The organism is Halosaccharopolyspora lacisalsi, assembly GCF_014137975.1.
GTDB classification, from domain to species: domain Bacteria; phylum Actinomycetota; class Actinomycetes; order Mycobacteriales; family Pseudonocardiaceae; genus Halosaccharopolyspora; species Halosaccharopolyspora lacisalsi.
The window spans coordinates 288,268-309,572 of record NZ_JACGWZ010000002.1 but is presented as its reverse complement, the minus strand read 5'-3'; the positions used below and the strand labels follow the sequence as shown (position 1 = coordinate 309,572).

Annotated in this window: 19 protein-coding genes and 1 pseudogene; 7 read left to right on the top strand and 13 right to left on the bottom strand. The window is 68.5% G+C overall.

Annotated elements, in window-relative coordinates:
• Positions 1–55 precede the first annotated feature (55 nt).
• Positions 56–454: a DUF2267 domain-containing protein gene (locus tag FHX42_RS09195; protein WP_182543818.1), complete on the top strand. Its 399-nt coding sequence runs from the start codon at positions 56–58 to the stop codon at positions 452–454.
• A 50-nt stretch (positions 455–504) separates the two neighbouring features.
• Here the strand turns inward: FHX42_RS09195 and FHX42_RS09190 are convergent, their stop codons facing one another.
• Positions 505–1,287: a DeoR/GlpR family DNA-binding transcription regulator gene (locus FHX42_RS09190; protein ID WP_182543817.1), complete on the bottom strand. Its 783-nt coding sequence runs from the start codon at positions 1,285–1,287 to the stop codon at positions 505–507.
• Between the two features lie 209 nt (positions 1,288–1,496).
• On the opposite strand from FHX42_RS09190, the gene fdxA reads away from it, so the two are divergent.
• From fdxA to FHX42_RS09170, 4 genes are all read left to right on the top strand, one after another.
• On the top strand, positions 1,497–1,823 hold the full coding sequence (fdxA, locus tag FHX42_RS09185; RefSeq protein ID WP_182543816.1) for a ferredoxin: 327 nt from the start codon (positions 1,497–1,499) through the stop codon (positions 1,821–1,823).
• 101 nt (positions 1,824–1,924) lie between these two features.
• The gene (locus FHX42_RS09180) at positions 1,925–4,366 is read left to right on the top strand and encodes a WS/DGAT domain-containing protein (protein WP_182543815.1); all 2,442 of its coding nucleotides are present in this window, start codon (positions 1,925–1,927) and stop codon (positions 4,364–4,366) included.
• Positions 4,363–5,289, top strand: coding sequence for a DMT family transporter (locus FHX42_RS09175; protein WP_182543814.1), 927 nt, complete (start codon positions 4,363–4,365; stop codon positions 5,287–5,289). Before FHX42_RS09180 ends, FHX42_RS09175 begins: the two co-directional genes overlap by 4 nt.
• Positions 5,280–6,014: an SDR family NAD(P)-dependent oxidoreductase gene (locus FHX42_RS09170; RefSeq protein ID WP_182543813.1), complete on the top strand. Its 735-nt coding sequence runs from the start codon at positions 5,280–5,282 to the stop codon at positions 6,012–6,014. Before FHX42_RS09175 ends, FHX42_RS09170 begins: the two co-directional genes overlap by 10 nt.
• Here the strand turns inward: FHX42_RS09170 and FHX42_RS09165 are convergent, their stop codons facing one another.
• Entirely contained in the window at positions 6,015–8,774 is a 2,760-nt protein-coding gene (locus tag FHX42_RS09165; RefSeq protein WP_182543812.1) for a helix-turn-helix transcriptional regulator, read from the bottom strand. It lies immediately after the preceding gene.
• 166 nt (positions 8,775–8,940) lie between these two features.
• Here FHX42_RS09165 and FHX42_RS09160 point away from each other — a divergent pair, with 166 nt between their 5' ends.
• Positions 8,941–9,615 carry an esterase/lipase family protein gene (locus FHX42_RS09160; protein ID WP_182543811.1) on the top strand — a complete coding sequence of 225 codons (675 nt, stop codon included), beginning with the start codon at positions 8,941–8,943 and terminating at the stop codon, positions 9,613–9,615.
• Here FHX42_RS09160 and FHX42_RS09155 read toward each other — a convergent pair.
• The 9 genes and pseudogenes from FHX42_RS09155 to hpnC all read right to left on the bottom strand — a co-directional run.
• A complete protein-coding gene (locus FHX42_RS09155; RefSeq protein WP_182543810.1) occupies positions 9,600–9,878 on the bottom strand; it encodes a hypothetical protein in 279 nt (92 codons plus the stop codon). The two genes, FHX42_RS09160 and FHX42_RS09155, sit on opposite strands and share 16 nt — an antisense overlap.
• Positions 9,879–9,884: 6 nt before the next feature.
• The gene (locus FHX42_RS09150) at positions 9,885–10,157 is read right to left on the bottom strand and encodes a hypothetical protein (protein ID WP_182543809.1); all 273 of its coding nucleotides are present in this window, start codon (positions 10,155–10,157) and stop codon (positions 9,885–9,887) included.
• Positions 10,158–10,501: 344 nt separating this feature from the next.
• A complete protein-coding gene (gene hpnH / locus FHX42_RS09145; protein WP_182543808.1) occupies positions 10,502–11,503 on the bottom strand; it encodes an adenosyl-hopene transferase HpnH in 1,002 nt (333 codons plus the stop codon).
• The gene (locus FHX42_RS09140) at positions 11,503–12,126 is read right to left on the bottom strand and encodes a phosphorylase family protein (RefSeq protein ID WP_182543807.1); all 624 of its coding nucleotides are present in this window, start codon (positions 12,124–12,126) and stop codon (positions 11,503–11,505) included. The genes hpnH and FHX42_RS09140 overlap by 1 nt, the downstream gene beginning before the upstream one ends.
• 6 nt (positions 12,127–12,132) lie before the next feature.
• Entirely contained in the window at positions 12,133–14,013 is a 1,881-nt protein-coding gene (shc, locus tag FHX42_RS09135; RefSeq protein ID WP_407926224.1) for a squalene--hopene cyclase, read from the bottom strand.
• Positions 14,014–14,081: 68 nt separating this feature from the next.
• Entirely contained in the window at positions 14,082–15,092 is a 1,011-nt protein-coding gene (locus FHX42_RS09130) for a polyprenyl synthetase family protein (RefSeq protein ID WP_182543805.1), read from the bottom strand.
• Positions 15,089–16,462 carry a hydroxysqualene dehydroxylase HpnE gene (hpnE, locus tag FHX42_RS09125; RefSeq protein WP_328796004.1) on the bottom strand — a complete coding sequence of 458 codons (1,374 nt, stop codon included), beginning with the start codon at positions 16,460–16,462 and terminating at the stop codon, positions 15,089–15,091. The genes FHX42_RS09130 and hpnE overlap by 4 nt, the downstream gene beginning before the upstream one ends.
• Complete coding sequence (hpnD, locus tag FHX42_RS25910; protein WP_220480170.1) at positions 16,459–17,352, bottom strand: presqualene diphosphate synthase HpnD; 894 nt, start codon at positions 17,350–17,352, stop codon at positions 16,459–16,461. Before hpnD ends, hpnE begins: the two co-directional genes overlap by 4 nt.
• A 36-nt stretch (positions 17,353–17,388) precedes the next feature.
• Positions 17,389–18,240 (bottom strand): annotated as a pseudogene (gene hpnC / locus FHX42_RS25905) (squalene synthase HpnC); the annotation flags it as partial.
• Positions 18,241–18,412: 172 nt separating this feature from the next.
• Here hpnC and FHX42_RS09115 point away from each other — a divergent pair.
• Positions 18,413–20,254 (top strand): transketolase, encoded by a 1,842-nt coding sequence (locus FHX42_RS09115; RefSeq protein ID WP_328796003.1) that lies wholly within the window; start codon positions 18,413–18,415, stop codon positions 20,252–20,254.
• Here the strand turns inward: FHX42_RS09115 and FHX42_RS26535 are convergent.
• Positions 20,247–20,855 carry an RNA-guided endonuclease InsQ/TnpB family protein gene (locus tag FHX42_RS26535; RefSeq protein ID WP_328796002.1) on the bottom strand — a complete coding sequence of 203 codons (609 nt, stop codon included), beginning with the start codon at positions 20,853–20,855 and terminating at the stop codon, positions 20,247–20,249. The two genes, FHX42_RS09115 and FHX42_RS26535, sit on opposite strands and share 8 nt — an antisense overlap.
• A 36-nt stretch (positions 20,856–20,891) precedes the next feature.
• Positions 20,892–21,290, bottom strand: a complete 399-nt coding sequence (locus FHX42_RS26530; RefSeq protein ID WP_235987150.1) for a helix-turn-helix domain-containing protein — start codon at positions 21,288–21,290, stop codon at positions 20,892–20,894.
• Positions 21,291–21,305: the final 15 nt, after the last annotated feature.

Genomic DNA, 21,305 nt, shown 5'->3' with positions numbered 1-21,305 from the left:
CGATCAGCCCCATCACGGGTAGCGGAAGGAGTGGCGTCGAGGAAAGGAGCAGGACATGACTCATCCGGGTCCCCAGGGACTGACGATGGAAACGCTGCTGGAGCAGGTGCAGCAGCAGGCGGGACTGTCCTCGCACGAGCAGGCCGACCGACTCGTCAGGGCGACCATGAGCTCGCTGGCCGAACGCATCACCAACGGCCAGATCAACGACCTCTCCCCCGCCCTGCCTCCCGAGCTGCGTTCCGAACTCGACAGGCACGACAGTCAGGCTCACGCCTTCGACAAGGACACCTTCCTCGACCGGCTCAGCGGTGAGATCGACTCCGTCGACCTCGACGAGGTGGAACAGCAGGTCCGGGTCGTGTTCGGGACGCTGCAGAAGTGGCTTCCCGCCAACGAGGTCGAAGACACGCTGGCACAGCTTCCCGAGGAGCTCTCCGCCCTGTTCCGGTGACCGCCGATGCCGATGGCGAGAGCACGGCAGCGGGGGGCCGCGCGAAGCGCTCACGCACCCGTGGGGGCCACGGTCACCGGGAGCACGTCGCGAGCCGCCGCGAGGAACTCCTCGTCGACACCGTCGTCGACCACGAGCTGATCGTAGTCGGCCAGCGGCGCCATCTGGTGCAATGCCTTACGCGGCATCTTGCTGGAGTCCATGAGCAGGAAGCTGCGTTCGGCCGCGGCCAACATGGCGCGTTTGACCTGAACGAGCTCGTGCTCCTGGTGAAAGGTCATGGTCGGATTCATCGCCGAGGTGGACACGAAGGCCATGTCCACCGACAGGGCTCCCACCGCCTCGATGCAGGGCAGGCCCAGGAAGGAGTCGTGCGTGGTCGAGTAGTTGCCCCCCAGGCAGATCAGGTGGATCTCGGGGGACTTCTTGAGTATCTCGATGGCCGGCAGGTAGTTCGTGGCCACCGTCAACGGCCCCAGATCGCCCAACGACTCGGCCACGGCCAGCGCCGTGGTCGAGTCGTCGAGCAGGATCGAACCGCCCGGTTCGACCAGCTGCACGGCCGCGCCGGCGATGGCTTCCTTGAGCGGGCGCTGCGCCCCCATGCGGTATTCCGAGGACCCTTCGAAAACGGTCGAAGGCTGGGCCGAGACACCGCCGTGGAACTTGCGCACCAACCCTCGTCGCGCCAGTTCGTCGAGGTCGCGGTGAACCGTCATCACGCTGACGCCGACCAGCTCCGTCAGCTCGGCCGCGCTCGCCGATCCCTGGGCCAACACGTGGTCCACGATCCGCTGTTGACGCTGCTCACGTGAGCGCGCTCCCTTCGACATCCCGCTCGTGCCCCCATACTCTTCGCGGCCACCGACGTCCCGCGCAGCACGGCGAGCACGGCCGGATAACTCGTTCGACGGTATTTTACCGTCGATGACTTGAATCCGTTCTCACGCCTGTGCACGAGCGGTTCACCCGGCACGGTCCGTATAACGGGAAACCGTACCGGGTAGGCCGTCCCCGAAAGCGCGGCAACGAAGGGGGTCTCTTGACCTACGTGATCACCGAGCCATGTGTCGACGTTCTCGACAAGTCCTGCATCGACGAGTGTCCCGTCGACTGCATCTACGAGGGCGGGCGGATGCTCTACATCCACCCCGACGAGTGCATCGACTGCGCGGCGTGCGAGCCGGTGTGCCCGGTGGAGGCCATCTACTACGAGGACGACGTTCCCGAGGAATACGAAGCTTACACGCAGGCGAACGCGGACTTTTTCACCGCCACCGGCATCGGCTCTCCCGGCGGCGCCGCTCAAGTGGGCAGGACCGACCAGGACGTCGAACCCGTGAAAAGTCTTCCTTACCAGGGAGAATGATCCTTCGAAACAGGAAGGGACCGATATTCGGCGCGCTGAACGGCCCGGGGTTGGTTTAGTCTTTCCTCCCGAGAAGCGAGTCGAGGAAAGGACGTTGTCCGGTGACTTCCGCTCCGCCCGTCACCACCCCGAGACGCGTACTGCTGGTCAGCGCCACCATCGGCGAAGGGCACAACGCCACCGCCCGCGCCGTCGAGGAGTCGGCGCGTCGATCGTGGCCCGACTGCGAGGTGGAATGGGTGGAGACCCTCCGCACCATGGGGCCGGGCGTGGGGCCGGCCTTTCGGTGGATCTACATCCGCAACGTGGAGTCCACGCCGTGGCTGTACGACCTGTTCTACGCGGCCCTGTGGCGGTATCGCTGGTTCGCCGACGCCTCCCGTCGTTTCGTGGGAGCCTGGAGCGGGCGACGGCTGCGCCCGGTGGTGCGTGACTACGAGCCGGACCTGGTGATCTCGACCTATCCGATGGGCACGGCCGGACTCGACTGGCTGCGACGGCGCGGAGAGCTGGAGCGACCCGTGGCTGCCGTGATCTCCGATTTCTCCCCCCACCCCTTCTGGGTCTACCCCGAAGTGGACATGCACTACGTCATGAGCGGGGCGAGCCTGCGCGAGTTGCACCGCGCCCAACCCGATGCCGCCGCCGAGGTCTGCGTCCCTCCGGTCGCCTCCGAGTTCCGTCCGGCGGACAAGGCGGAGTCACGGAGGGCTTTCGACCTGCCGGATGACGGTTTCCTGGTGCTCGTCTCGTGCGGGTCGCTGGGCTTCGGTTCGATCGAGCGCGCGGTCGAGACCGCTCTGGAGGAACCCGAGGTCCGTTCGGTGGTGGTGGTCTGCGGCCACAACGACGAACTGCGGCAGCGACTGGAGCAACGCGCCGAACCCCGGCTGATGCCGTTGGGCTGGGTGCGGGACATGCCCACGCTCACGGCGGCGGCCGACGTGGTGGTCACCAACGCCGGTGGCGCGACGGCGTTGGAAGCGCTCGCGTGCGGCCGCACGGTCGTGATGTTCGAGCCGATCGCCGGTCACGGTTGGGGAAACGCCGAACTCATGGCTCGCGCCGGGCTGGCCGAGCTGTGTCCCACGCGGTCCGAATTCGCCGACACCCTGCGGGAGCTGACCGGCGACCACCGACGGCTGCGCACGATCGAACAGCGCGCGCTGGAGCACGCCACTTCCGGAGACTTCACCGAGCAGGTCGATGCGCTGGCCCGGCTTCCCCGGCACAGGGGCAGCCGAGCCCTGCGTGCCCAGGACGCCTTCTTCGTCCACGCCGCCACCGAACGGGTGCCGCAACAGACCGGAGCGGTGCTGCTGCTGGAGCGGAACCGGGACGACATGTCGGCACCGGACATGGTCGACCACGTCGCCGAGCTGATCGCGGAGCGGGCATCGGAATTGCCGATGCTGCACTGGCGGCTGTCGGAGCGGCGTGGCCGGAGGCCGCGCTGGATTCAGGCGGACAGCGTCGACCCGCACGAACACCTGTGCCTGCGGACGACCGGAACGGGTCCGGGCCACCACTGGCACGAGCTCGTCCGGGACTTCTTCGCCACCGCCGTACGCACCGACCGGCCACCGTGGGAGCTGATGCTGGTGCACGACGTCGAGAACGACTCCTGGTCGTTGCTGGCGAAGATGCACCACGCGCTCGGGGACGGTCTGGCGGTCACCGACACCCTGGTGCGGTTGCTTCGGGATCACGAAACCCGGCCGCGCACGTCACCGCCCCCGAGCTCCACCGCTTCGTGGCGGAAGTGGGCGCACCACGGCGCCGGAGTCGTGCGAGGGCTGGCGAGCCTGGCGGGCGCCGGCACGGCGCCGGCCAGCGAACTGGGGGGAACCAGCACACCGCGACGTCGCTTCGGGTGGGGTGAGCTGTCCGCGGCGAAGGTGCGCGCCAGTGCCCGTTCCCACGGAATCCGTTCCAGCGTACTGCTGATCACCGTGATGGCCGAGGCGCTCCACCGTCTGCTGAACGAGCGCGGCGGCACGACGCCGCAGCAGACGCTGCGCGTGATGGTTCCCTTGACGACCCGCCCGCTGCACGAGGACGGCGACAGCCCGCAGTGGGGCAACCGCACGGTGACGGTCTCGGTGGATCTGCCGGTGGGACCGATGACACCGGCGGAACGCATGGCCGAGGTGACCGCGCGCATGGAGGTCACGCAACGCCGCGGGCAGCCGTTGGCGGCGGGAGCCGTGATGGCTGCTTTGGGGCTGCTCCCGGCCCCACTGCACGCGTGGGTGGTGCGTCGCGTCTACCAGCGGCGGTTCTTCAACGCGATCGTCTCGGTACTCCCGGGGTCCCGCAAACCTCCCCGCGTGGCCGGCGCCCTCGTCGCCGGCGTGCTGCCGGTACTGCCGCTGGCCGAGGGGGTCGGACTGGCCATGGGAATGATCACCTGGGGAGAGATGGTCGGCGTGGGCATCACCGCCGATGCCGGCATGGTACCGGATCCCGAACGGCTCACCGACCACGTACGCAGTTCCTTCGACGATCTCCAGGAACTTCCCGGGCGAGACGAGGGGACATGACGGCCCCGGGAGCGTGGCTGGCCATCGCGGTACCCGCCGCGGTCGTGGGCGCGGCGAGCTTCGGACTCGCCAGCGTCGTCCAACAGCGCGCCACCAAGCAGGTCCCCAAGATCGACACGCTGAATCCGCGGTTGCTGGTGGAACTGGTGCGCAAGCCGATCTGGGTCGCCAGCGTGCTCACCGTCATCGTCGGCCTCTCGCTGCAGGTGGTGGCCCTGGCCTTCGGCCCGTTGCTGCTCGTCCAGCCCCTGTTGGTGACCAGTGTCCTGTTCGCGACCGTGTGCTCGGCCTGGTTGGCCGGACGGCACCTGGACGGCATCGTGATGCTGGGCGCGCTGTGCTGCATGGGGGGTCTGGCCGCATTCCTGCTGCTGGCCCGACCGAGCGGAGGCGGCCGAGCGATGATCGCGCCACAGGCCGTGCCGCTGGCCGTGCTCCTCGCGCTCGTGTTCGCGGCGTGCCTGCTCGCCGCCACCCGGTTTCCCGGCGAGATCCGGGTGATCGCCCTGGCACTGGCCACCGGAGTGCTCTACGGGGTGACCGCAGCGCTGATGAAGGTCGTGGCCGAGCAGGTCCGCGCGGGCGGCATCACCGAACCGTTCCAGCACTGGGTGCTCTACGGGGTGTGCGTCATCGGCCCCTGCGGCTTCCTGCTCAGCCAGAACGCCTTCCAGCAGGGCCGGCTGATCTCCCCGGCACTGGCGGTGATCACGACCGTGGATCCGCTGGTCGGCGTCGCCATCGGGGTGAACTGGTTCGGGGAGCAAATGATCATCACCCCGACCGTGCTGGCGGGGGAGACGCTCGCCGGGATGGCCATCATCGGGGGAATCACCTTGCTGACCTACCGTGGCGAGCACCTGCGTCGCGAGATCGAGCGCGAGGGCTCCGACGATTCGTCCGAAGGGTGGGCATGGGGTTGAGGCTGGCGGGCCGGACGGCGCTGATCACGGGCGCTTCCTCCGGCATCGGTGCGGCCACGGCTTCGGCACTGGCGCACAGCGGGTGCCGCCTGGTGCTGGTGGGGCGTGACGAGCGCAGGTTGTCCGAGGTCGCGCGACGCACGGGAGGACGGGTGATGTGCGCGGACCTCGGCGAGCGTGCCGACGTGGAACGTGTCGCCGCGGACCAGGACGTCGACCTGCTGATCAACAATGCCGGGTTCGGCTGGGAGGGCGCGCTGGAGGACATGTCCGCCGAGGACGTCTCGACGCTGATAGCGGTCAACCTGACCGCCTCCGTGGAGCTCACACGCCACCTGCTGCCGGCCATGGTTCGGCGGCGGCGCGGGCACGTGGTGTTCGTGTCCTCCATCGCGGCCCTCGGCGTTCGCGGTGAGGCCGTGTACGCGGCCACCAAGTCCGGTCTTCGGACCTTCGCTGAAAGCGTGCGCTACGAGGCGCCCCCGGTCGGTGTCACCACGGTGCTTCCCGGGGCCGTGCGGACACCGTTCTTCACGAGCCGTGGCAAGCCGTACGCCCGGAGCTTTCCCCGCCAGGTCGAGCCCACGACGGTGGCCGAGGCCCTCGTGCGCGGGATCGAGCGGAATCACCGGGAGGTGTTCGTCCCCGGCTGGCTGACGGTGGCCGCCCGCGTCCAGGGAACCGTCCCCGGGGCGTTCCACCGGCTGGCCCGCCTGTTCGGGTGATCAGCGAACGAGCCCGGCCAGTTCCACCCTGGAACGCACCCCGAGTTTGGAGAAGACGTTGCGCAGGTGATGGTCGACGGTCCGCCTGCTGATGAACAGCTCCGCCGCGATCTCGCGGTTCGTCGCTCCACGCGCGACCAACCGTGAGATCTGCGCCTGTTGCGGCGTGAGCACGTCGACCGCCGCAGTGCTCGCCGGACGGGGCGCCTCTCCGGCCACGCGAAGCTGCGTCCGCGTCCTTTCCAGCCAGTGGTCGGCCTCGTACTGCTGAAAAATCTTCGCCGCATCCGCGAAGAACCGCCGCGAGTTGCGCGGTTCGCGATGGCGACGCAGCCATTCGCCGTAGTAGAGCTCGGTCTTGGCCAGTTCCAGGCGCGTGTCGCTGCGGCGGTGCAGCCGCATCGCCATGTGGAAGTGCTCGTCCGTGTCGGCCCCGCTACCCGCGAGCAGTGCGTGGCAACGGTGGGACAGGGCGAGTCTGGCCGCGCTCCCGGTCGTGCCCACCCAGTCGTCGAAGGACTTCAGCACCCGAGCAGCTCGGGTTCGCTGACCGCACCGTGCCGCCGCTTCGACGTAGTGCGGGGCGGCCAGACCTCGAATCGCGAGGTTGACGTGACCATTTCCCGAGGCCACGAGCCGGAACCGGTCCACGGCATCGGCAGGACGACCGTCCGTGAGATCGAGGCAGGCCGACGCCCACGAACCGAGCGCGGCCGGACGGCCCAGTCCCCTGGTCTCGGCATCGTCGGCGACCTCCCGCAAGTACGGCAGCGCGACCTCACCGTCCCCGCGCAGAGCGGCGAGCAGCGCCAGGATGGCGAAGTGGTCGATCACGAAGTTGTGCTGACCGGTCGCTCGGGCCACCCGCAGTCCCTCCCGCGCGTTGGCCGTCGCCGAGGAGTACCGGTCCAGCAGGAGTTCGGACAGCGCGAGACAAACCAGTGTCCACGGCACCAGAGCCACCATCCCCCGGCCACGCGCCGTACTCAGCGCCCGGATGGCGAGCTCCCGGGAACGCCGGGGATCGCCCAGGGTGAACGCGGCCTGGCTCGCCCAGATCATCGACGCGGGATCCCGCACCACCTCCGCGAGCCGGACCACCCGGCGCAGAGCCTGTGCGGCCTCCCGGTGACCTCCGCGAAAGGTGGCGGCCATACCGGCGAAGTGGTCGAGCATCAGTCGAACGGGCACGGAGTCGTCCGGCCGTCGCAATGCCGCGGCACGCTGGGCGATGGTGAAGTACCGCGGGTAGTCCCCGGCGACATAGCTGGCTTCCCCGGCCAACATCAGTGCCGTGACGGTCGCCGCACGATTCGTGCCGTCGAGTTCGTCCGCCGCCTCCACCAGGTTCCGGCTCGCTCTCTCCGGAATACCGTCGTGCAACTCGATGCTGCCTCGCAGTAAGCCGACCGTGCCGCGGAGTTCGGGGGACGCGGCCAGCGGATGTGCCTCGCGGATCAAGGCGCGGGATCTTCGTGCTCTTCCCGTCAGCCAGCTGTCGTGACCGGCCGCGAGCAGCCTTTCCGCCCTGAGCTCACGGTGCGGTGTCAGAACGGCCGAACGCCGGAAAGCCTCCGAGGAGATCGCGTAGTCCTCTCGCCGCCTGGCGGCGTTGGCCACCTCGGCGAGTTCTCCGGCGTAGCTGTCCGGCGGTTCCCCGGAAGCCGCGGCCCGATGCCACGTCCACCGGGTCTCGTCTTGCTCCCGCTGGAGCACCGTCGCGAGGAGATCGTGGACCTGACGGCGCTGCGCCAACGAGGACTCCGCCCACACGCTCGACCGAACCGGTTCGTTCGGAGACTCCGCGGTTTTCCCGTCGACGACGACCAACCCGGATTCCACGGCTTCTTCCCAGCTCTCCGGGTCCTGCCCCGATTCGGCGATCGCACGCGAGACCGTGTCGGTGTCGAGTCGCTCCTCGGAGGCCACCATCACCGCCCACAGTCGGGCCTGGCCGCGGAGACGGAGGAAGCACCGCCGCACGAGACCCCGGTAGCGACCGTCCCGGGGAAGCACGTTCGGCACCGGCGACAGGCCCGCGGCCTGTTCGAGCGTCAGGCTCGTGGCGAGCTCGACGAGTGCGAGCGGATTACCGCAGGCGAGATCTAGCAGGTCCTCGGCCGGTTCCTCGGAGACTCCGTGAGCGACCCGATCGCGCAGGACTCTCGTGGCGGCCTCGTCATCGAGACCGGAGAGTTCGAGGTCGGGAATCCCGGTGAGCAGTCCGGACACCGCGCTGTCCGAGCCCACCCCACGAGCGGTGGTGAACACCATGAGCACCGACGTCGTACTCAGACGGCGAGCCGCGAAGGCCAACACCTCCAGCGAGGCGCGGTCCACGAGGTGAGCGTCGTCGATCCAACACAGCAGGGGCCCGGACTCGGCCAGCAACCGCCGGACGGTGCCGCCGAGTACGGCAGTGTTCGCCGGAGGAGCCGCACCGGGGCCGAGCAGCCGATCGACCACCGCGCAGTGGTCCCCGCCCTCTCCGGGAAGTCCCGACAACAGCCGTTTCAGGCCGGCCAGGGACAGCTCCGACTCCGCCTCGATGCCACGGATCCCGACCGTGCCGACATTCACGGGATCAGTCCGTGTTCGCTCCAGCAGGGTCGTCCGTCCCATGCCCGGCTCCGCCGTGATCACCAGCGCCGCTCCGCGGCCCCGACAAGCTCGTTCCACGAGGCCGGACACACGGGCGAACTCCTGGTCACGTCCGTGCATCCGCCCGGAAAAAGACATCGCTTCACTCTCGACAGTCATCCGCCCAGTGTGACCGTGCGGTCACTCACCGGAAAAGTCCCCGAGTCGGGGCGCGCCCACGATCGACTCGGGACACGAAGAACGAGACCGGCGATTACACCGATGTGGCACGGCCTTCGATGCGAGGAGACTTCTCCAGGTCCGCATCCCCCAGCGAGGAGTTGTCATGCGCCGGATTCTCGGCATCCTCCTGACCGCTGTCGCCTTCGTCGCCCTCGCCCCGGCAGCGGCGAACGCGGCGACGAACTCAGCGACGAACGACCCCGTCATCTTCGTGCACGGCTACACCGGCAGCGCGTCCAACTGGACAACGGCCGAAACGGTGTTTCGCGCCAACGGCTACAGCGCCGACCAGCTGTTCGCCTACGAGTACGACTACAACCAGTCCAACGAGGCCAGCGCCTCCGGGTTGGCCGACTACGTCCGCGACGTTCTCGACCGCACCGGAGCCGACGAGGTAGATCTCGTCAACCACTCGATGGGCGGCCTGGTAACCCGCTGGTACACCAACGAGTTGGGCGGCACAAGCCACGTCGACCAGTGGGCCTCCCTGGCGGGTGCCAATCACGGCACCACTTACGCATCCAGCTGCACCGTCTTCGCCTCGTGCCGGGAGATGCTCCCCGGATCGGACTTCCTCCGCGAGCTCAACTCCGGTGACGAGACTCCCGGCGACGTCGGCTACCGCACCTGGTTCTCGCCCTGCGACGGCGTCATCATCCCCTACACCAGCACCAAGGTGGAGGGAGCTACGAACACCCGAGTGACCTGCGAGACCCATATCGGTTTCCTGAGCAACACCGAAGTCCTCTCGGAGGTGAGCGACTACCTCGCGGCCTGACCGAGTTCTTCCGGTCGCCGCACCGGGGTGCCGTACACGACTTCGGCCGTGTACGGCACCCCGGGTCGTTCAGGCCATGCGGGGTTCGGGCGCAGACGCGGCCGGACGCCCGCACCACGCAGTTCCCGGCGGGTCCACAGCAGCGAGACCACGGCGGCGACGCCGACCAAGGCGCACGAACCGGCGGTGGTGACCAGCAGGAAATCCTCGAACGTGGCCCGCGCCAGTGTCCACGGGATCGCCGCGCCGTTGGTGACGAACACCAGGGCTCACAGCACCGAGGCCCTTCTGAAGAACCGGTGAACGCGGGCATCGCCGGTCAAAGCCGCCGGGAATGCGCAGAGGTCGTTGGCGAGCCTGCCCAGCAACGTGCGTTCGAAGGGCAGGCCGGCCAGCAGGCAGAAAGCGATCAGGAGATTCTGCAGACCGGATCGCAGAAAGCAGAAGAACACGCCGCCGGTGGTGACGCCGATGATCGTGCGCACCACCAGCAGCCCTGTGGTCAACCACAGCACCGCGGGGACGGGAGCACGCAGCACCATGCGACATCCCACGGCTGCCACGCCCCATCCAGTGTTGCCAGCAATCCGCCGGTCAACCGTTCAGAAAGTGTTTAAAAACGCGCACTCCCTGAGTTGCGTATTGCTACGCAACGTTGACCACCCCGGTGGTGCGGCCTTCCCGTGGCGATACCCGTTGCCGGCGTGGCTGGTCTTAGGCGGGGTGCCAGCGGGCTCGTTTCACGTCGCCCCGCAACTCTGGGAGGACGCCTACCGCAGCAGGAAATACAGGTCCCTGATCGACCGGCTTGGTTTTCGCCATCACGACCAAGGTCCTTCAGGGGAGAGCGCAGCACGGATCACACGGCGATCCGCCGAACAGTCCACTACCCCCTCACCGCACGCAGCGACTCCTTCAGCGAGCCCATCGTGGCCATCACGGAGGTCGGCTCGTAACCGCAGTGGGCCATGCAGTTCGCACACCGCGGGTCGCGTCCCCGCCCGTAGGACTCCCAGTCCGTCTCATCCAGCAGCTCCTGGTAGGACTGCGCGTAGCCGTCGGCCATGAGGTAGCAGGGCTTCTGCCAGCCGTACAGCGAGTACGACGGGATCGCCCACGCCGTACACCCGAAGTCGACCTTGCCCTCGAGGAAGTCCAGGAACAGCGGAGAGTGGTTGAAGCGCCACTTCTTGCGCCTGCCCTCCGCGAAGGCCTTGCGGAACAGCTCGCGGGTCTCCTCGACGCCGAGGAAGTGATCCTGATCGGGCGCCTTGTCGTAGGCGTAGGCGGGCGAGAGCATCATCTGATCGACCTTGAGGTCGTTGTTCAGATAGTCCAGCACGTCGATCACGGTCTGCGGCGTGTCGGTGCTGAAGAACGTGCTGTTGGTCGTGACCCGAAATCCCCTGTTCTGGGCGTCGCGGATGTTGTCCACCGCCTGGGCGAACACACCCTCCTTGTCCACCGAGGCGTCGTGGCGCTCCTCGAGCCCGTCGATGTGCACCGCCCACGCGAAGTACGGCGACGGGCGAATCTTGTCGATCTTGCGGGGCATCAGCAGCGCGTTTGTGCACAGGTACACGAACTTCTTGCGCTTGATCAGCTCCTCGATCATCTCCTCGATCTGGGGGTGCATCAGTGGTTCCCCGCCCGCGATGGAGACCACCGGGGCTCCGCACTCCTCGGCGGCCCCGACGGCATCCTCCACCGACATGCGTTGCTTGAGCACATTGGCGGGGTGCTGGATCTTGCCGCAGCCCTCGCAAGCGAGGTTGCAGGCGAACAGTGGCTCCAGTTCGAGGGTCAGCGCGAACTTCTCCCGGCGAGCGATCTTCTGCTTGAGCAGATACGCGCCAACGCGGGCGGCCTGACGTACTGGAATGCCCATCACGACACCTCTCGGGTCCGAGTGGAGTGAATTTCTTCGTCGGGAGGGGCCACCGAACTCGCCCAGCGAGCCAGTGGCCCCGCCGTGCGGCGCAGCTGTCGAAGCGCCGCCCATCCCCGCCGGGGAGTGCCCGGATTCAGGAGTGGTTCACACACCGTGTCCACCGCGACACGGACCACCGCGAACGCGCGGTCCCCGGCGGCACCGGCCAGCACCGCCGACTCCATGTCCACGGCGATGGCCTCGGTACGGCTCCATTCGGGACGCTCGGCGCCGCGCACGAGACGATCCGCGGTCACGATCGGTCCGCAGTGCACGGTCAGTCCCCGCCGCCGCAGCTCCTCGACCAATCGCGCGCTGCGACAGGTGCGTACGACAGTGCCGTCCGCGCCCAGCAGGTCGTCGGCCACGACGACGTCGCCACTTCGCACGGCTGGATCGATGCCGCCGGCCACCCCGGCCACGGCCAGTGCGTGTCCGGGGTGGTGGAGCAGTCGTACGGCGCTGCGGGCACTGCGCCGCACCCCGTAGCCGGTGCGGCGCACCGTGCGGCTACCCAGGTCACGGCGAAGTGCCCACGCCTCCACGTGCAACGGCGCGCATACCAGTAATCCCGTGCTCATGGTCGACTACCCGCCCTCCACGGCCGTGCGGTACCGGCCGAGCGCGTTGAGGGGGAATATCTGGCGGTACAGGTGGTAGTTGATGTAGAAGTCGCCGGGGAATCCGGTACCGGTGAACTGCGGTTCGTCCCAGCTCCCGTCCGGCAGCTGGGTGGTGACCAGGTAGTCGACGCCGGCGCGGACCACCTCGGTGTCGTGGCGGCCGAGGGCGAGCAGGGCCATCAGTGCCCAAGCCGTCTGGGAGGCCGTGGAGGTGCCGTGGCCGATCCAGCTCGGGTCGTCGTAGGACCTCATGTCCTCGCCCCACCCCCCGTCGTCGTTCTGGTGCGTCTCCAGCCACCGCGACGCTCGTTGCAGGGCGGCGTGCTCGGGCAGCAGGCCCGAGCGCACCAGGGCGGGAACCACCGCTCCCGTGCCGTAGACGTGGTTGGCGCCCCAGCGGCCGTACCACGATCCGTCGGCCTCCTGGTGGGTGAGCAACCATCGCACCCCCTTGCCCACCACGTCGTCCTGTCCGCTGCCGACCGTGCACAGCGCTTCGACCACGTGGGCGGTGACGTCGGCCGAGGGCGGGTCGATGACGGCGCCGAAGTCGCAGAACGGCAACTTGTTCACGAGTTCCCGCGTGTTGTCGGCGTCGAAAGCGGCCCAGCCACCGTCGCGGGACTGCATACCGCGCAGCCACTGCTCGCCTCGCGTGATCGCCGACCGGGTGGCCTCGTCGTCGGGATCGCCGATGCGGTCCAGCGCCAGCAGCGCCTCGGCGGTGTCGTCGACATCGGGGTAGCCGTCGTTTTCGAACTCGAAGGCCCAGCCACTCGGTGCCAGTTCGGGTCGGCGCACCGCCCAGTCACCGCGAACCCTGATCTCCTCGGAACGGACGAACTCGCCCGCGCTGCGCAGCGCTTCGTGGTCGGCGGGCACACCGGCGTCGCAGAGCGCCTGGATTCCCAGCACGGTGTCCCAGACCGGGGACTGGCACGCCTCCAACCGGCGCACCACGCCGCTTTCGGTCGGCTCCCGGATGAGGAAGCCTTCCAGCCCGCTCACCCCCTCCCGCATCACGGGGTGATCCAGCGGGTAGCCCAGCAGGTTCAGCGCCAGCAGCGAGTACACCCACGGGGGCTGGATTCCGCCCCAGCATCCGTCGGCCTCCTGCCGTGCCACGATCCACTCGGCGGCTCGGCGCATCGAGTGACGCCGCAGCCACCGCACGGAATGCCGGTGGTACCGGTGCAGCACGCGATCCAGCCCGTTGAAGCCCCGTTCCCAGGACAGCAGCGGAGCTTTCGACGCTGCGGGCACCCGCCCGCTCCTGAGCTCGGTGACGGTGATGCCCAGCTCGCGCCGGGGCTTCATCGTGCACACCACGGTCAGCGGCACGATCGTCTGACGTGCCCAGCACCCCCAGTCGGCGACGTTGAGCGGAAACCACGGTGGTAGCAGGATGAGCTCCGGCGGCATGGCCGGCAGCTTCTCCCAGGACCATTCGCCGAACAGCGCCAGCCAGATCCGGGTGAACACGCGGGTGCGCTCTATGCCGCCCTGTTCCAGGATCCAGCGGCGGGCCAGGGCCATGTGCTCGTCGTCGACGGAGTCACCGGCGAGCTTGAGGGCCACGTACGCCTCGACCGTGGTGGAGAGATCTCCCGGCGCCCCGTAGTAGTTTCCCCAGGTTCCGTCGGCGCGTTGCTGGGAGCGGATCCAGCGTGCGGCCTCGGCGGTCTCGGTCTCGGTGCGGATTCCCAGGAACTGCCGCAGCAGCAGGTCCTCGACGTCCATGGTCACGTTGGTCTGCAGCTCACCCTTCCACCATCCGCCGGGGTGCTGCAGCGACAGCATGTGATCGCGTCCCGCGGCCAGCGCGGTCACTCCCCGATCGGACACGGGGACGTGTTCATCGAAGTCCCTCTCGATGACCTCGGTTCGTTCGGTTTCCCGTCGTAGCGAGTCCGTCACCATTGCCTCCGCACAATGAAATCGGCGAGTTCGGTCAGTCCTTCGGTCGCGGTGTCACAACCGGCGAGTTCGAGATGCTGATGGGCCGTGGTGAACCTCCGTTCGCACTCGACCTGCGCCCACTCGTGCGAACCGGCCCGCTGCACCATCTCGGCCGCTTCCCGCAGCTGTCGCTCCTCCAGCGGTTGCGCTTGCGAGTACAGCTCCCGCAACCGCCTGCCGGCGGCGGTGCCGGAGTCGAGCGCGTGCACCACCGGCAGGGACTGCTTGCGGGCGCGCAGGTCGGACAGCACCGGCTTACCGGTCACTTCCGGGTCGCCCCACAGCCCGAGCAGGTCGTCGACGAGCTGGAAAGCCATCCCCAGTTCGGTACCGAAGGCGTGCAGTCGAGCGACCGTCTCAGCCGGGGCGGACACGAACAGCGCGCCGATCGAGGCGGCGCATCCCAGCAGTGCCCCGGTCTTTCCCTCGACCATGCGCAGGCACTCGTCGAGGGTGACGTCCATGCGCTGCTCGAAGTTCAGGTCGGCGGACTGGCCGGTGATGAGTTTGCCGATCGTGCTCGTCAGTGCCCGCGCCGCGTCGATCACCTGCGGGGAGGACGTCTCCAGCACCGTCTCCGTGGCCAGGCCCAGCAGCGCGTCACCGGCCAGCAGGGCCGAGGAACGGCCGAAGACCTTCCACGCGGTGGGCCGGTGCCGACGCTCCTGATCACCGTCCATGAGGTCGTCGTGCAGCAGCGAGAAGTTGTGAACCAGTTCCACCGCCGCGGCCACGGGGAGCACCTGATCGTGGGCGCCACCCCCTGCCCGGGCCGACAACAACACCAGCGCGGGCCGGAGCGCCTTGCCCTGGCGGACTTCGGGAACGCCGTCGGCGTTGACCCATCCGAAGTGGTACTCGCTCACCCGGCGCAGGTCCGGGTCGAGTCTGCTGACGGCCTTGCGCAGCTCCGGGTCGACGAGTTCCCGCGCGGTCGCCAGCGCGGTGGGGATGGTCGCGGTCATGGGGTTACCTCCACGCCACTACGGCGATCGACACTCAGGAGGAGCTCTACGGCTTCGGCGGCACGGTCACCGCTGCGGACCGCTCCTTCGAGCGTGTCCGGCCAACCGGTGGCCGTCCATGCTCCGGCCAGGAACAGTCCGGGAACGCGGGTGCGTGCGGGTGGGCGGATCTCGCGGGTTCCCGGGGCGGCCAGGAAGGTCGCGGCGGGTTCGCGAGTGACGAAGAAGTCCAGCACCTCGGCCTGCCGCACTCGCGGCAGCAGTTCGCCCAACGCGGGAAGGAAGACATCACGCAGCTCCCTCGAGCGCGCGGTGACGAACGAATGCGCCGCGGACAACGAGATCACGAGGTACTGGCCGTCGCGGACGCCGGCGGCCGCGCTTCGATCGAAGATCCACTGCACCGGCGAGTCCAGCGCCGCCGTCATGGGTTCTTCGGTGACCACCCGGTCGAACTGGATGTGGACGTTGACGATCGGTGCCGCCGACAGGTCCGACCACTGCCCCGCCTCCGGGAGCACCGGTTCGAGCAGCCGGGTGGCCGCGGTGTGGGGGACGGCGACCACGACCGCCGCGGCCTCCAGTTCGGCGGGGCCGTCGCGATCGCGCCCGGTGTCCACCTCCACGTTCAGGCCCGTTTCGGTGGGTCGCACCGACAGCGCCTTCGTGCGGAGCCGCACTTCCGCTCCGTCGCGGGTCAGGACCTCGCGGGCGGGCAGGTCGTGCAACTGTCCGAGCGGCCGTCGGGGAACACCGATGTCGCCGCCGCGGACGCCGTCCAGTACTCCGGTGCGGAAAACGCGCACGGCCAGTGCCAGCGAGGCGTCCTCCGGCTCGGCGTTGAGCGCGGCCACGATGAGCAGCCCCCACAGCGCCCGGACGTTCTCCTCGGGCTCGGCCCTGGCGCGCAGCCACTGACCGAAACTGACCCGGTCCAGCACCGGATCGTCCGGGTCGAGCCGCTGCAACGCCAGTGCCGTGGACGCTGCACGCACGCGCTGACGCGGTGTCAGGGCGCGGTGGCCGAGCAATACCGGTAGCAGGTGGGCGGGGGCGGGTAACCCTCCGCGGCGCACCACCCAGGGGCGTTGTCCGGGTCGCACCATCGGGACGCGAAAGCGCGACTGGAAGTCGACCCCCTCGAGGACCCCGAGCCGACTCAGGAGCCCGGTGTAGGCCGAGTAGCAGCGCAGCAGCACGTGCTGGCCCGTGTCGACCTCCCGGTCACCCCGCAGGAACGAGTAGGTGGCACCGCCGAGGCGGGAGCGCGCCTCCAACAGAGTCACGGAGAAACCCGCGTCTCGGCAGCGCAGCGCGGTCGACACACCGGCCAGGCCGCCGCCGATCACGATCACTCCGTCGCGGGTCACGGGGTCATCCCCGCCAATGATCGGGCCGCGACGGCGGCCTTCTGCCAACCCGGCAACGACATCCGACCGCGCATCGCCGTGCGCGGATCGGCGATGATGCGCTGCAACAATTCGTGGTAGATACCGGCCATGGAAGCACAGCACGCGCGACTTCGCCGGTCCAGCATCGGCAGCAGGCGCAGCCCCTCGGCATACCACTCCTCGGCGCGGCGCGCCTGGAAGCGGATCAGCTCGTCCAGGGCCGCACCGCCGTCGAGCAGCATCCCGTGGCCGACGAGATCGAGCCGCACCCCGAAACGGTCCAGTTCCTCGGTGGGCAGGTAGACCCGCCCGTTGCACCGGTCCTCCAGCACGTCACGCAGGATGTTGGTCAGTTGTAGCGCCACTCCCAGCGCGTCGGCGCGGCCACTGGCCACGTCCGGTTGCGAAGCCCCGAACACTCCCAGCGAGAGCCGCCCGACCGAACCGGCCACGCGCCGGCAGTAGGTCACCAGTTCCTCGAACGTGCGGTACTCCTGACCGTGCACGTCGGCCTCGCACCCGTCGATGAGGTCGTCGAAGGCCTCCAGCGGAATCGGCAGGACGTGCGCGGCATCGGCCAGCGCCACCAGCACCGGGTCCTCGGAGTCGATGTCGATCGAGCGAATGTCACCGCGGGCGCGTTCGAGTCGCCGCAGTTTCTGCTCCTCGGGCAGCTCACCGTCTCCGATGTCGTCCACCCGGCGCGCGAACGCGTAGATCGCCGAGAGAGCACGGCGTTTCGGACCGGGCAACAATCGGATGCCGTAGTGGAAGTTCCTGGCCTGGGTTCGCGTGATCTCCTCGCACTGCCGGTAGGCACTGCGTATCCGTTCCGAACCACGGCGCCCCGGGTGCGGTGCTCGTCCCAGCACGCTCACGCGGCCCCATTCCGACAGGATTCGCTTCTTCGACGGCCGCACCTCGGTCGCGACCGGGTCGTGTCCGGCGTCGGCGAAGGCTCGCACGGTGGCGCGGCCACCCGCTACGTAGCCGGCCACGGCCAGCCGTCCCAGCCCCGAGAGCCGACCGACCATCGCGGTTCCCTCGTCCAGCATCCGCCGCGCCCGGTCGACCTCGAACCAGATCAGCGCCTGGAGTTCGGGAGAGGCCGCGGGGCGTGCCAGGTCCTGCTCCGGACAGCAGAACCGCACCCGGTCCTCGGCGGGCAGGTACACCCGGTCCTGCTGGAAGTCCTCGACGACGTCCTGGCAGTGCTCCAGGATCTGCAGCGCGGTGCAGACCCGGTTCGAGAACGTGACCAGTTCCGGGCGGGCGCGGTCGAAGATGTGCAGCACCAGTTCCCCGATGGGATTGGCCGAGTAGACGCAGTAGTCCAGCAGTTCGGCGAAGGTCTGGTACCGCCGCACGTGCTGGTCCCTGCGATTGGCCTCGATCAGCCGGCCGAGCAGCTCCCGCGGGATACCGCACTCGTGTACCGTCGGTTCCAGCGCCCGCACCAGCGGAATCCGCGCGGTGCCGTCGTAGACGCGTTTGAGATCGGCTTCCAGCAGGTCGAGCAGACCTTCACGCGGACCGTAGGCCTCGTCACCAGCGTAATCGACGAGTCTGACGTAGCCGTAGACCGCCAGCAGATGTCGGCGGATCCGTCGCGGCAGGATGCGCGAAGCCACCGGGAAATTCTCCGTACTCGCCCTGGCGAGCACGGCATCGGCTGCTGGCAGCTGTCCCGGAAGAACAACCTCGAAGGTGCTGTCCTGCCGCCTGTCGGGGCGGGCACGTTCCGGGAGTGCGGCCATGGTCACCTCCCCTACTCCGGCACGAAAGGATCTCGGAGTCGACTGTGGACATCGTATTGCGACTTTTTTGCGTTCGCAGGGCGAAGCGCACCCCCGAACGAGTGAAAATGGGTTCACGCACGGTGTGCGCGGAGGTGGTTTAGCCGCCACCTCAGAAGGGAAGCCCGCGACCGTGGAAAAGACAGCATTCAGGCACGAACTGGCACAACAACTTCGAGTGGACTCGATCAGGGCCAGCGATGCGGCGGGCTCCGGACACCCCACGTCGTCGATGTCTGCGGCCGACCTGATGGCCGCGCTGGTGGACGGTCACCTACGGCTGGACTTCGATCGGCCCGACCACCACCACAACGACCATTTGATCTTTTCCAAGGGGCACGCCTCCCCCTTGCTGTACTCCTGCTTCAAGGCCGCGGGAGCCGTCGACGATGCCGAGCTGCTGAGCTTTCGCGGGTTCGGCAGCCGCATGGAGGGACACCCCACCCCGGCGCTGCCCTGGGTCGACGTGGCCACCGGATCACTGGGACAGGGACTGCCGATCGGTGTCGGACTGGCGCTGACCGGCAAGTATCTCGACCAGCTGCCCTACCGGGTGTGGGTCGTCTGCGGTGACAGCGAGATGGCGGAGGGATCGATCTGGGAGGCCTTCGAGCACGCCGCTCACCGCGAGCTCGACAACCTCACCGCGATCATCGACGTCAACCGCCTGGGACAGACCGGCGAGACCATGCACGGCTGGGACCTGGACTCCTACGCCGATCGCGCCCGTGCCCTGGGCTGGAACGCGATCGCGATCGACGGCCACGACCCCGAGCAGGTGGAGTCCGCGCTCACCGAGGCGAGTTCGACCACCGGTCGCCCGACGGCGATCATCGCCCGCACCAAGAAGGGCAGGGGAGTCTCCGAGGTCGAGGACCAACTCGGCGCACACGGTAAGCCGGTCAAGGACACCGCGGAGGCGATCGAGGAGCTCGGCGGGACTCGTGACCTGCGGGTCGACGTCTCCAAACCCGGAGACGGTGAGTTGCCGCACCAGTTCCGGGCCGAAGGCGGCACACTGCCCCACTACGAGAAGGGTGGTTCCGAGGTCGCCACTCGCAAGGCCTACGGTCAGGCACTGCGAGCCCTGGGGTCCCAGCGGGCCGACGTGGTGGCCATGGACGGCGAGGTGTCCAACTCCACGCACTCCGAACAATTCCGGGAAGGGCACCCGGACCGCTACTTCGAGATGTACATCGCCGAGCAGCAGATGGTCGCCGCCGCCGTGGGAATGCAGACGCGCGGCTGGAAACCGTTCTCCTCGACGTTCGCGGCATTTCTCTCCCGCGCCTACGACTTCGTTCGGATGGCCGCGATCAGCCGAGCCGATCTGTGCCTGATGGGCTCGCACGCCGGAGTCGCCATCGGTGAGGACGGGCCGTCGCAGATGGCCTTGGAGGATCTCGCCGCACTGCGTGCGGTCCACGGCAGCACCGTGCTCTACCCCTGCGATCCCAACCAGACCGCCAGGTTGCTGGAGCCGATGGCCGATCGGCCCGGGATCTGCTACCTCCGCACCAGTCGCGGCGCCTACCCCACCCTCTACTCTCCGGACGAGGAGTTCGAGATCGGTGGCAGCAAGACCGTCCGCGACGGTGATCACGTCACTCTGATCGGCGCGGGGGTCACGGTGCACGAAGCCCTCCGCGCGGCCGAGCAACTGGCTTCCGAGGGCCTGCGGGCCCGGGTGCTCGACCTCTACTCGATCAAGCCGGTGGACGCCGCCGCGTTGCGTGCGGCCGCGTACGAGACCGGTGCGCTGGTCACGGCCGAGGACCACTGGCCGGAAGGCGGCCTGGGCGAGGCCGTGCTGACCGCGCTGGCCGAGTCCGGGGTGCAGGTACCGGTTCGCAAGCTGGCGGTGTCGACGATGCCCGGTTCGGGCAAGCCCGCCGAACTGCTGAACCAAGCCGGTATCGATGCCGAGAGCATCGCGGCCGCGGCTCGCGAGGTGACCCGCGAACGCGTCACCTGACGGACACGGCCCTGCTCGACGCTCCGATGACCGGCATCGGCGACAACGTCGCGGACAAGGTCATCGGAGGAGGTCGAAGCAAACTCTTGACTTCCTCTCCGCCCTTCAGGGGCCCCGCCGGGCTGCCGCAAGGATGTTCTTGGCCGCGTTGTGACCCCGGTCGGGTGCGGCAGCCCGGACACGTCCATGCCCGAGTGGCAAGCTTCAGATGGTCCAGTAGGTGCCCGCACACGGAGCACGTTTCCGGCGAAGGGTACCGAACCAAGTTCGTCGACGTGCGGTGCAGGAAGTCCTTCCGGACGTTGCGATGGGCCCGGGCCACCTTCTCCTTCGCCTTGTGCCGATTGTTCGAGCCGCGCTGCTCGCGCGCCATGCGGCGCTGGTACCGGGTCAGGTCGCGGGCCTTGCGGTCCAGATGCCGCGGATTGGCGATGCGTTCGCCGTCCGAGGTGACGGCGAAATCCCTCACGCCCAGATCGGTGCCTGCAGCACGCCCGGCCTCCGGCTCGAGTTCGGGCTCGTCGGTATCGACACTGAAGGTGACGAACCAGCGCCCGTCCGGCCCGCGAGCAACCACCATCGTGGGGTTCAGTGCGGTCACGTCAACGTCGGGCCCGGACCACACGAAGCACCGGGCTCACCTGCTTCGCCAGGAACAGCTTCCCGTCGCGGATCCGAAATGCCGACCGGGTGTAGCGCGCCGTCTGACGACCGCTCCTGCTCTTGTACCGGGGATAGCGGGCCCGAGCGGCGAAAAATGCTGAAACGCGGGGTGCTGGTGCCGCAAAGTCTGCTGCAACGGCACCGACGGCACCTCGGACAGAAACGCCAGCTCGCCGGTGCGTTTCCACTCGGACAGGGCCGCGTCGGTCTCCGTGTAGGACGTGCTCCTTCCTTCGGTATGGTACCGGCGGTGCCGCGCGTCAAGAGTCTTGTTCCACACCAGGCGCACACACCCGAACGTGCGGCCCAACTGGGCCGCCTGCTCGGAATCCGGATAAGCCCGGAACTTGTACGCCGTCCTCACAGTGATCATTTTATACGTCTGTTG

What these genes read in the sequence shown, in the direction of transcription:
- FHX42_RS26530 (WP_235987150.1), bottom strand. Translation starts at nt 21,290, where the DNA reads ATGATCACTGTGAGGACGGCGTACAAGTTCCGGGCTTATCCGGATTCC.
- FHX42_RS09165 (WP_182543812.1), bottom strand. Translation starts at nt 8,774, where the DNA reads ATGACTGTCGAGAGTGAAGCGATGTCTTTTTCCGGGCGGATGCACGGA.
- FHX42_RS09130 (WP_182543805.1), bottom strand. Translation starts at nt 15,092, where the DNA reads ATGACCGCGACCATCCCCACCGCGCTGGCGACCGCGCGGGAACTCGTC.
- FHX42_RS09170 (WP_182543813.1), top strand. Translation starts at nt 5,280, where the DNA reads ATGGGGTTGAGGCTGGCGGGCCGGACGGCGCTGATCACGGGCGCTTCC.
- FHX42_RS09140 (WP_182543807.1), bottom strand. Translation starts at nt 12,126, where the DNA reads ATGAGCACGGGATTACTGGTATGCGCGCCGTTGCACGTGGAGGCGTGG.
- FHX42_RS09195 (WP_182543818.1), top strand. Translation starts at nt 56, where the DNA reads ATGACTCATCCGGGTCCCCAGGGACTGACGATGGAAACGCTGCTGGAG.
- hpnH (WP_182543808.1), bottom strand. Translation starts at nt 11,503, where the DNA reads ATGGGCATTCCAGTACGTCAGGCCGCCCGCGTTGGCGCGTATCTGCTC.
- FHX42_RS09150 (WP_182543809.1), bottom strand. Translation starts at nt 10,157, where the DNA reads ATGGTGCTGCGTGCTCCCGTCCCCGCGGTGCTGTGGTTGACCACAGGG.
- FHX42_RS09175 (WP_182543814.1), top strand. Translation starts at nt 4,363, where the DNA reads ATGACGGCCCCGGGAGCGTGGCTGGCCATCGCGGTACCCGCCGCGGTC.
- FHX42_RS09190 (WP_182543817.1), bottom strand. Translation starts at nt 1,287, where the DNA reads ATGTCGAAGGGAGCGCGCTCACGTGAGCAGCGTCAACAGCGGATCGTG.
- FHX42_RS09160 (WP_182543811.1), top strand. Translation starts at nt 8,941, where the DNA reads ATGCGCCGGATTCTCGGCATCCTCCTGACCGCTGTCGCCTTCGTCGCC.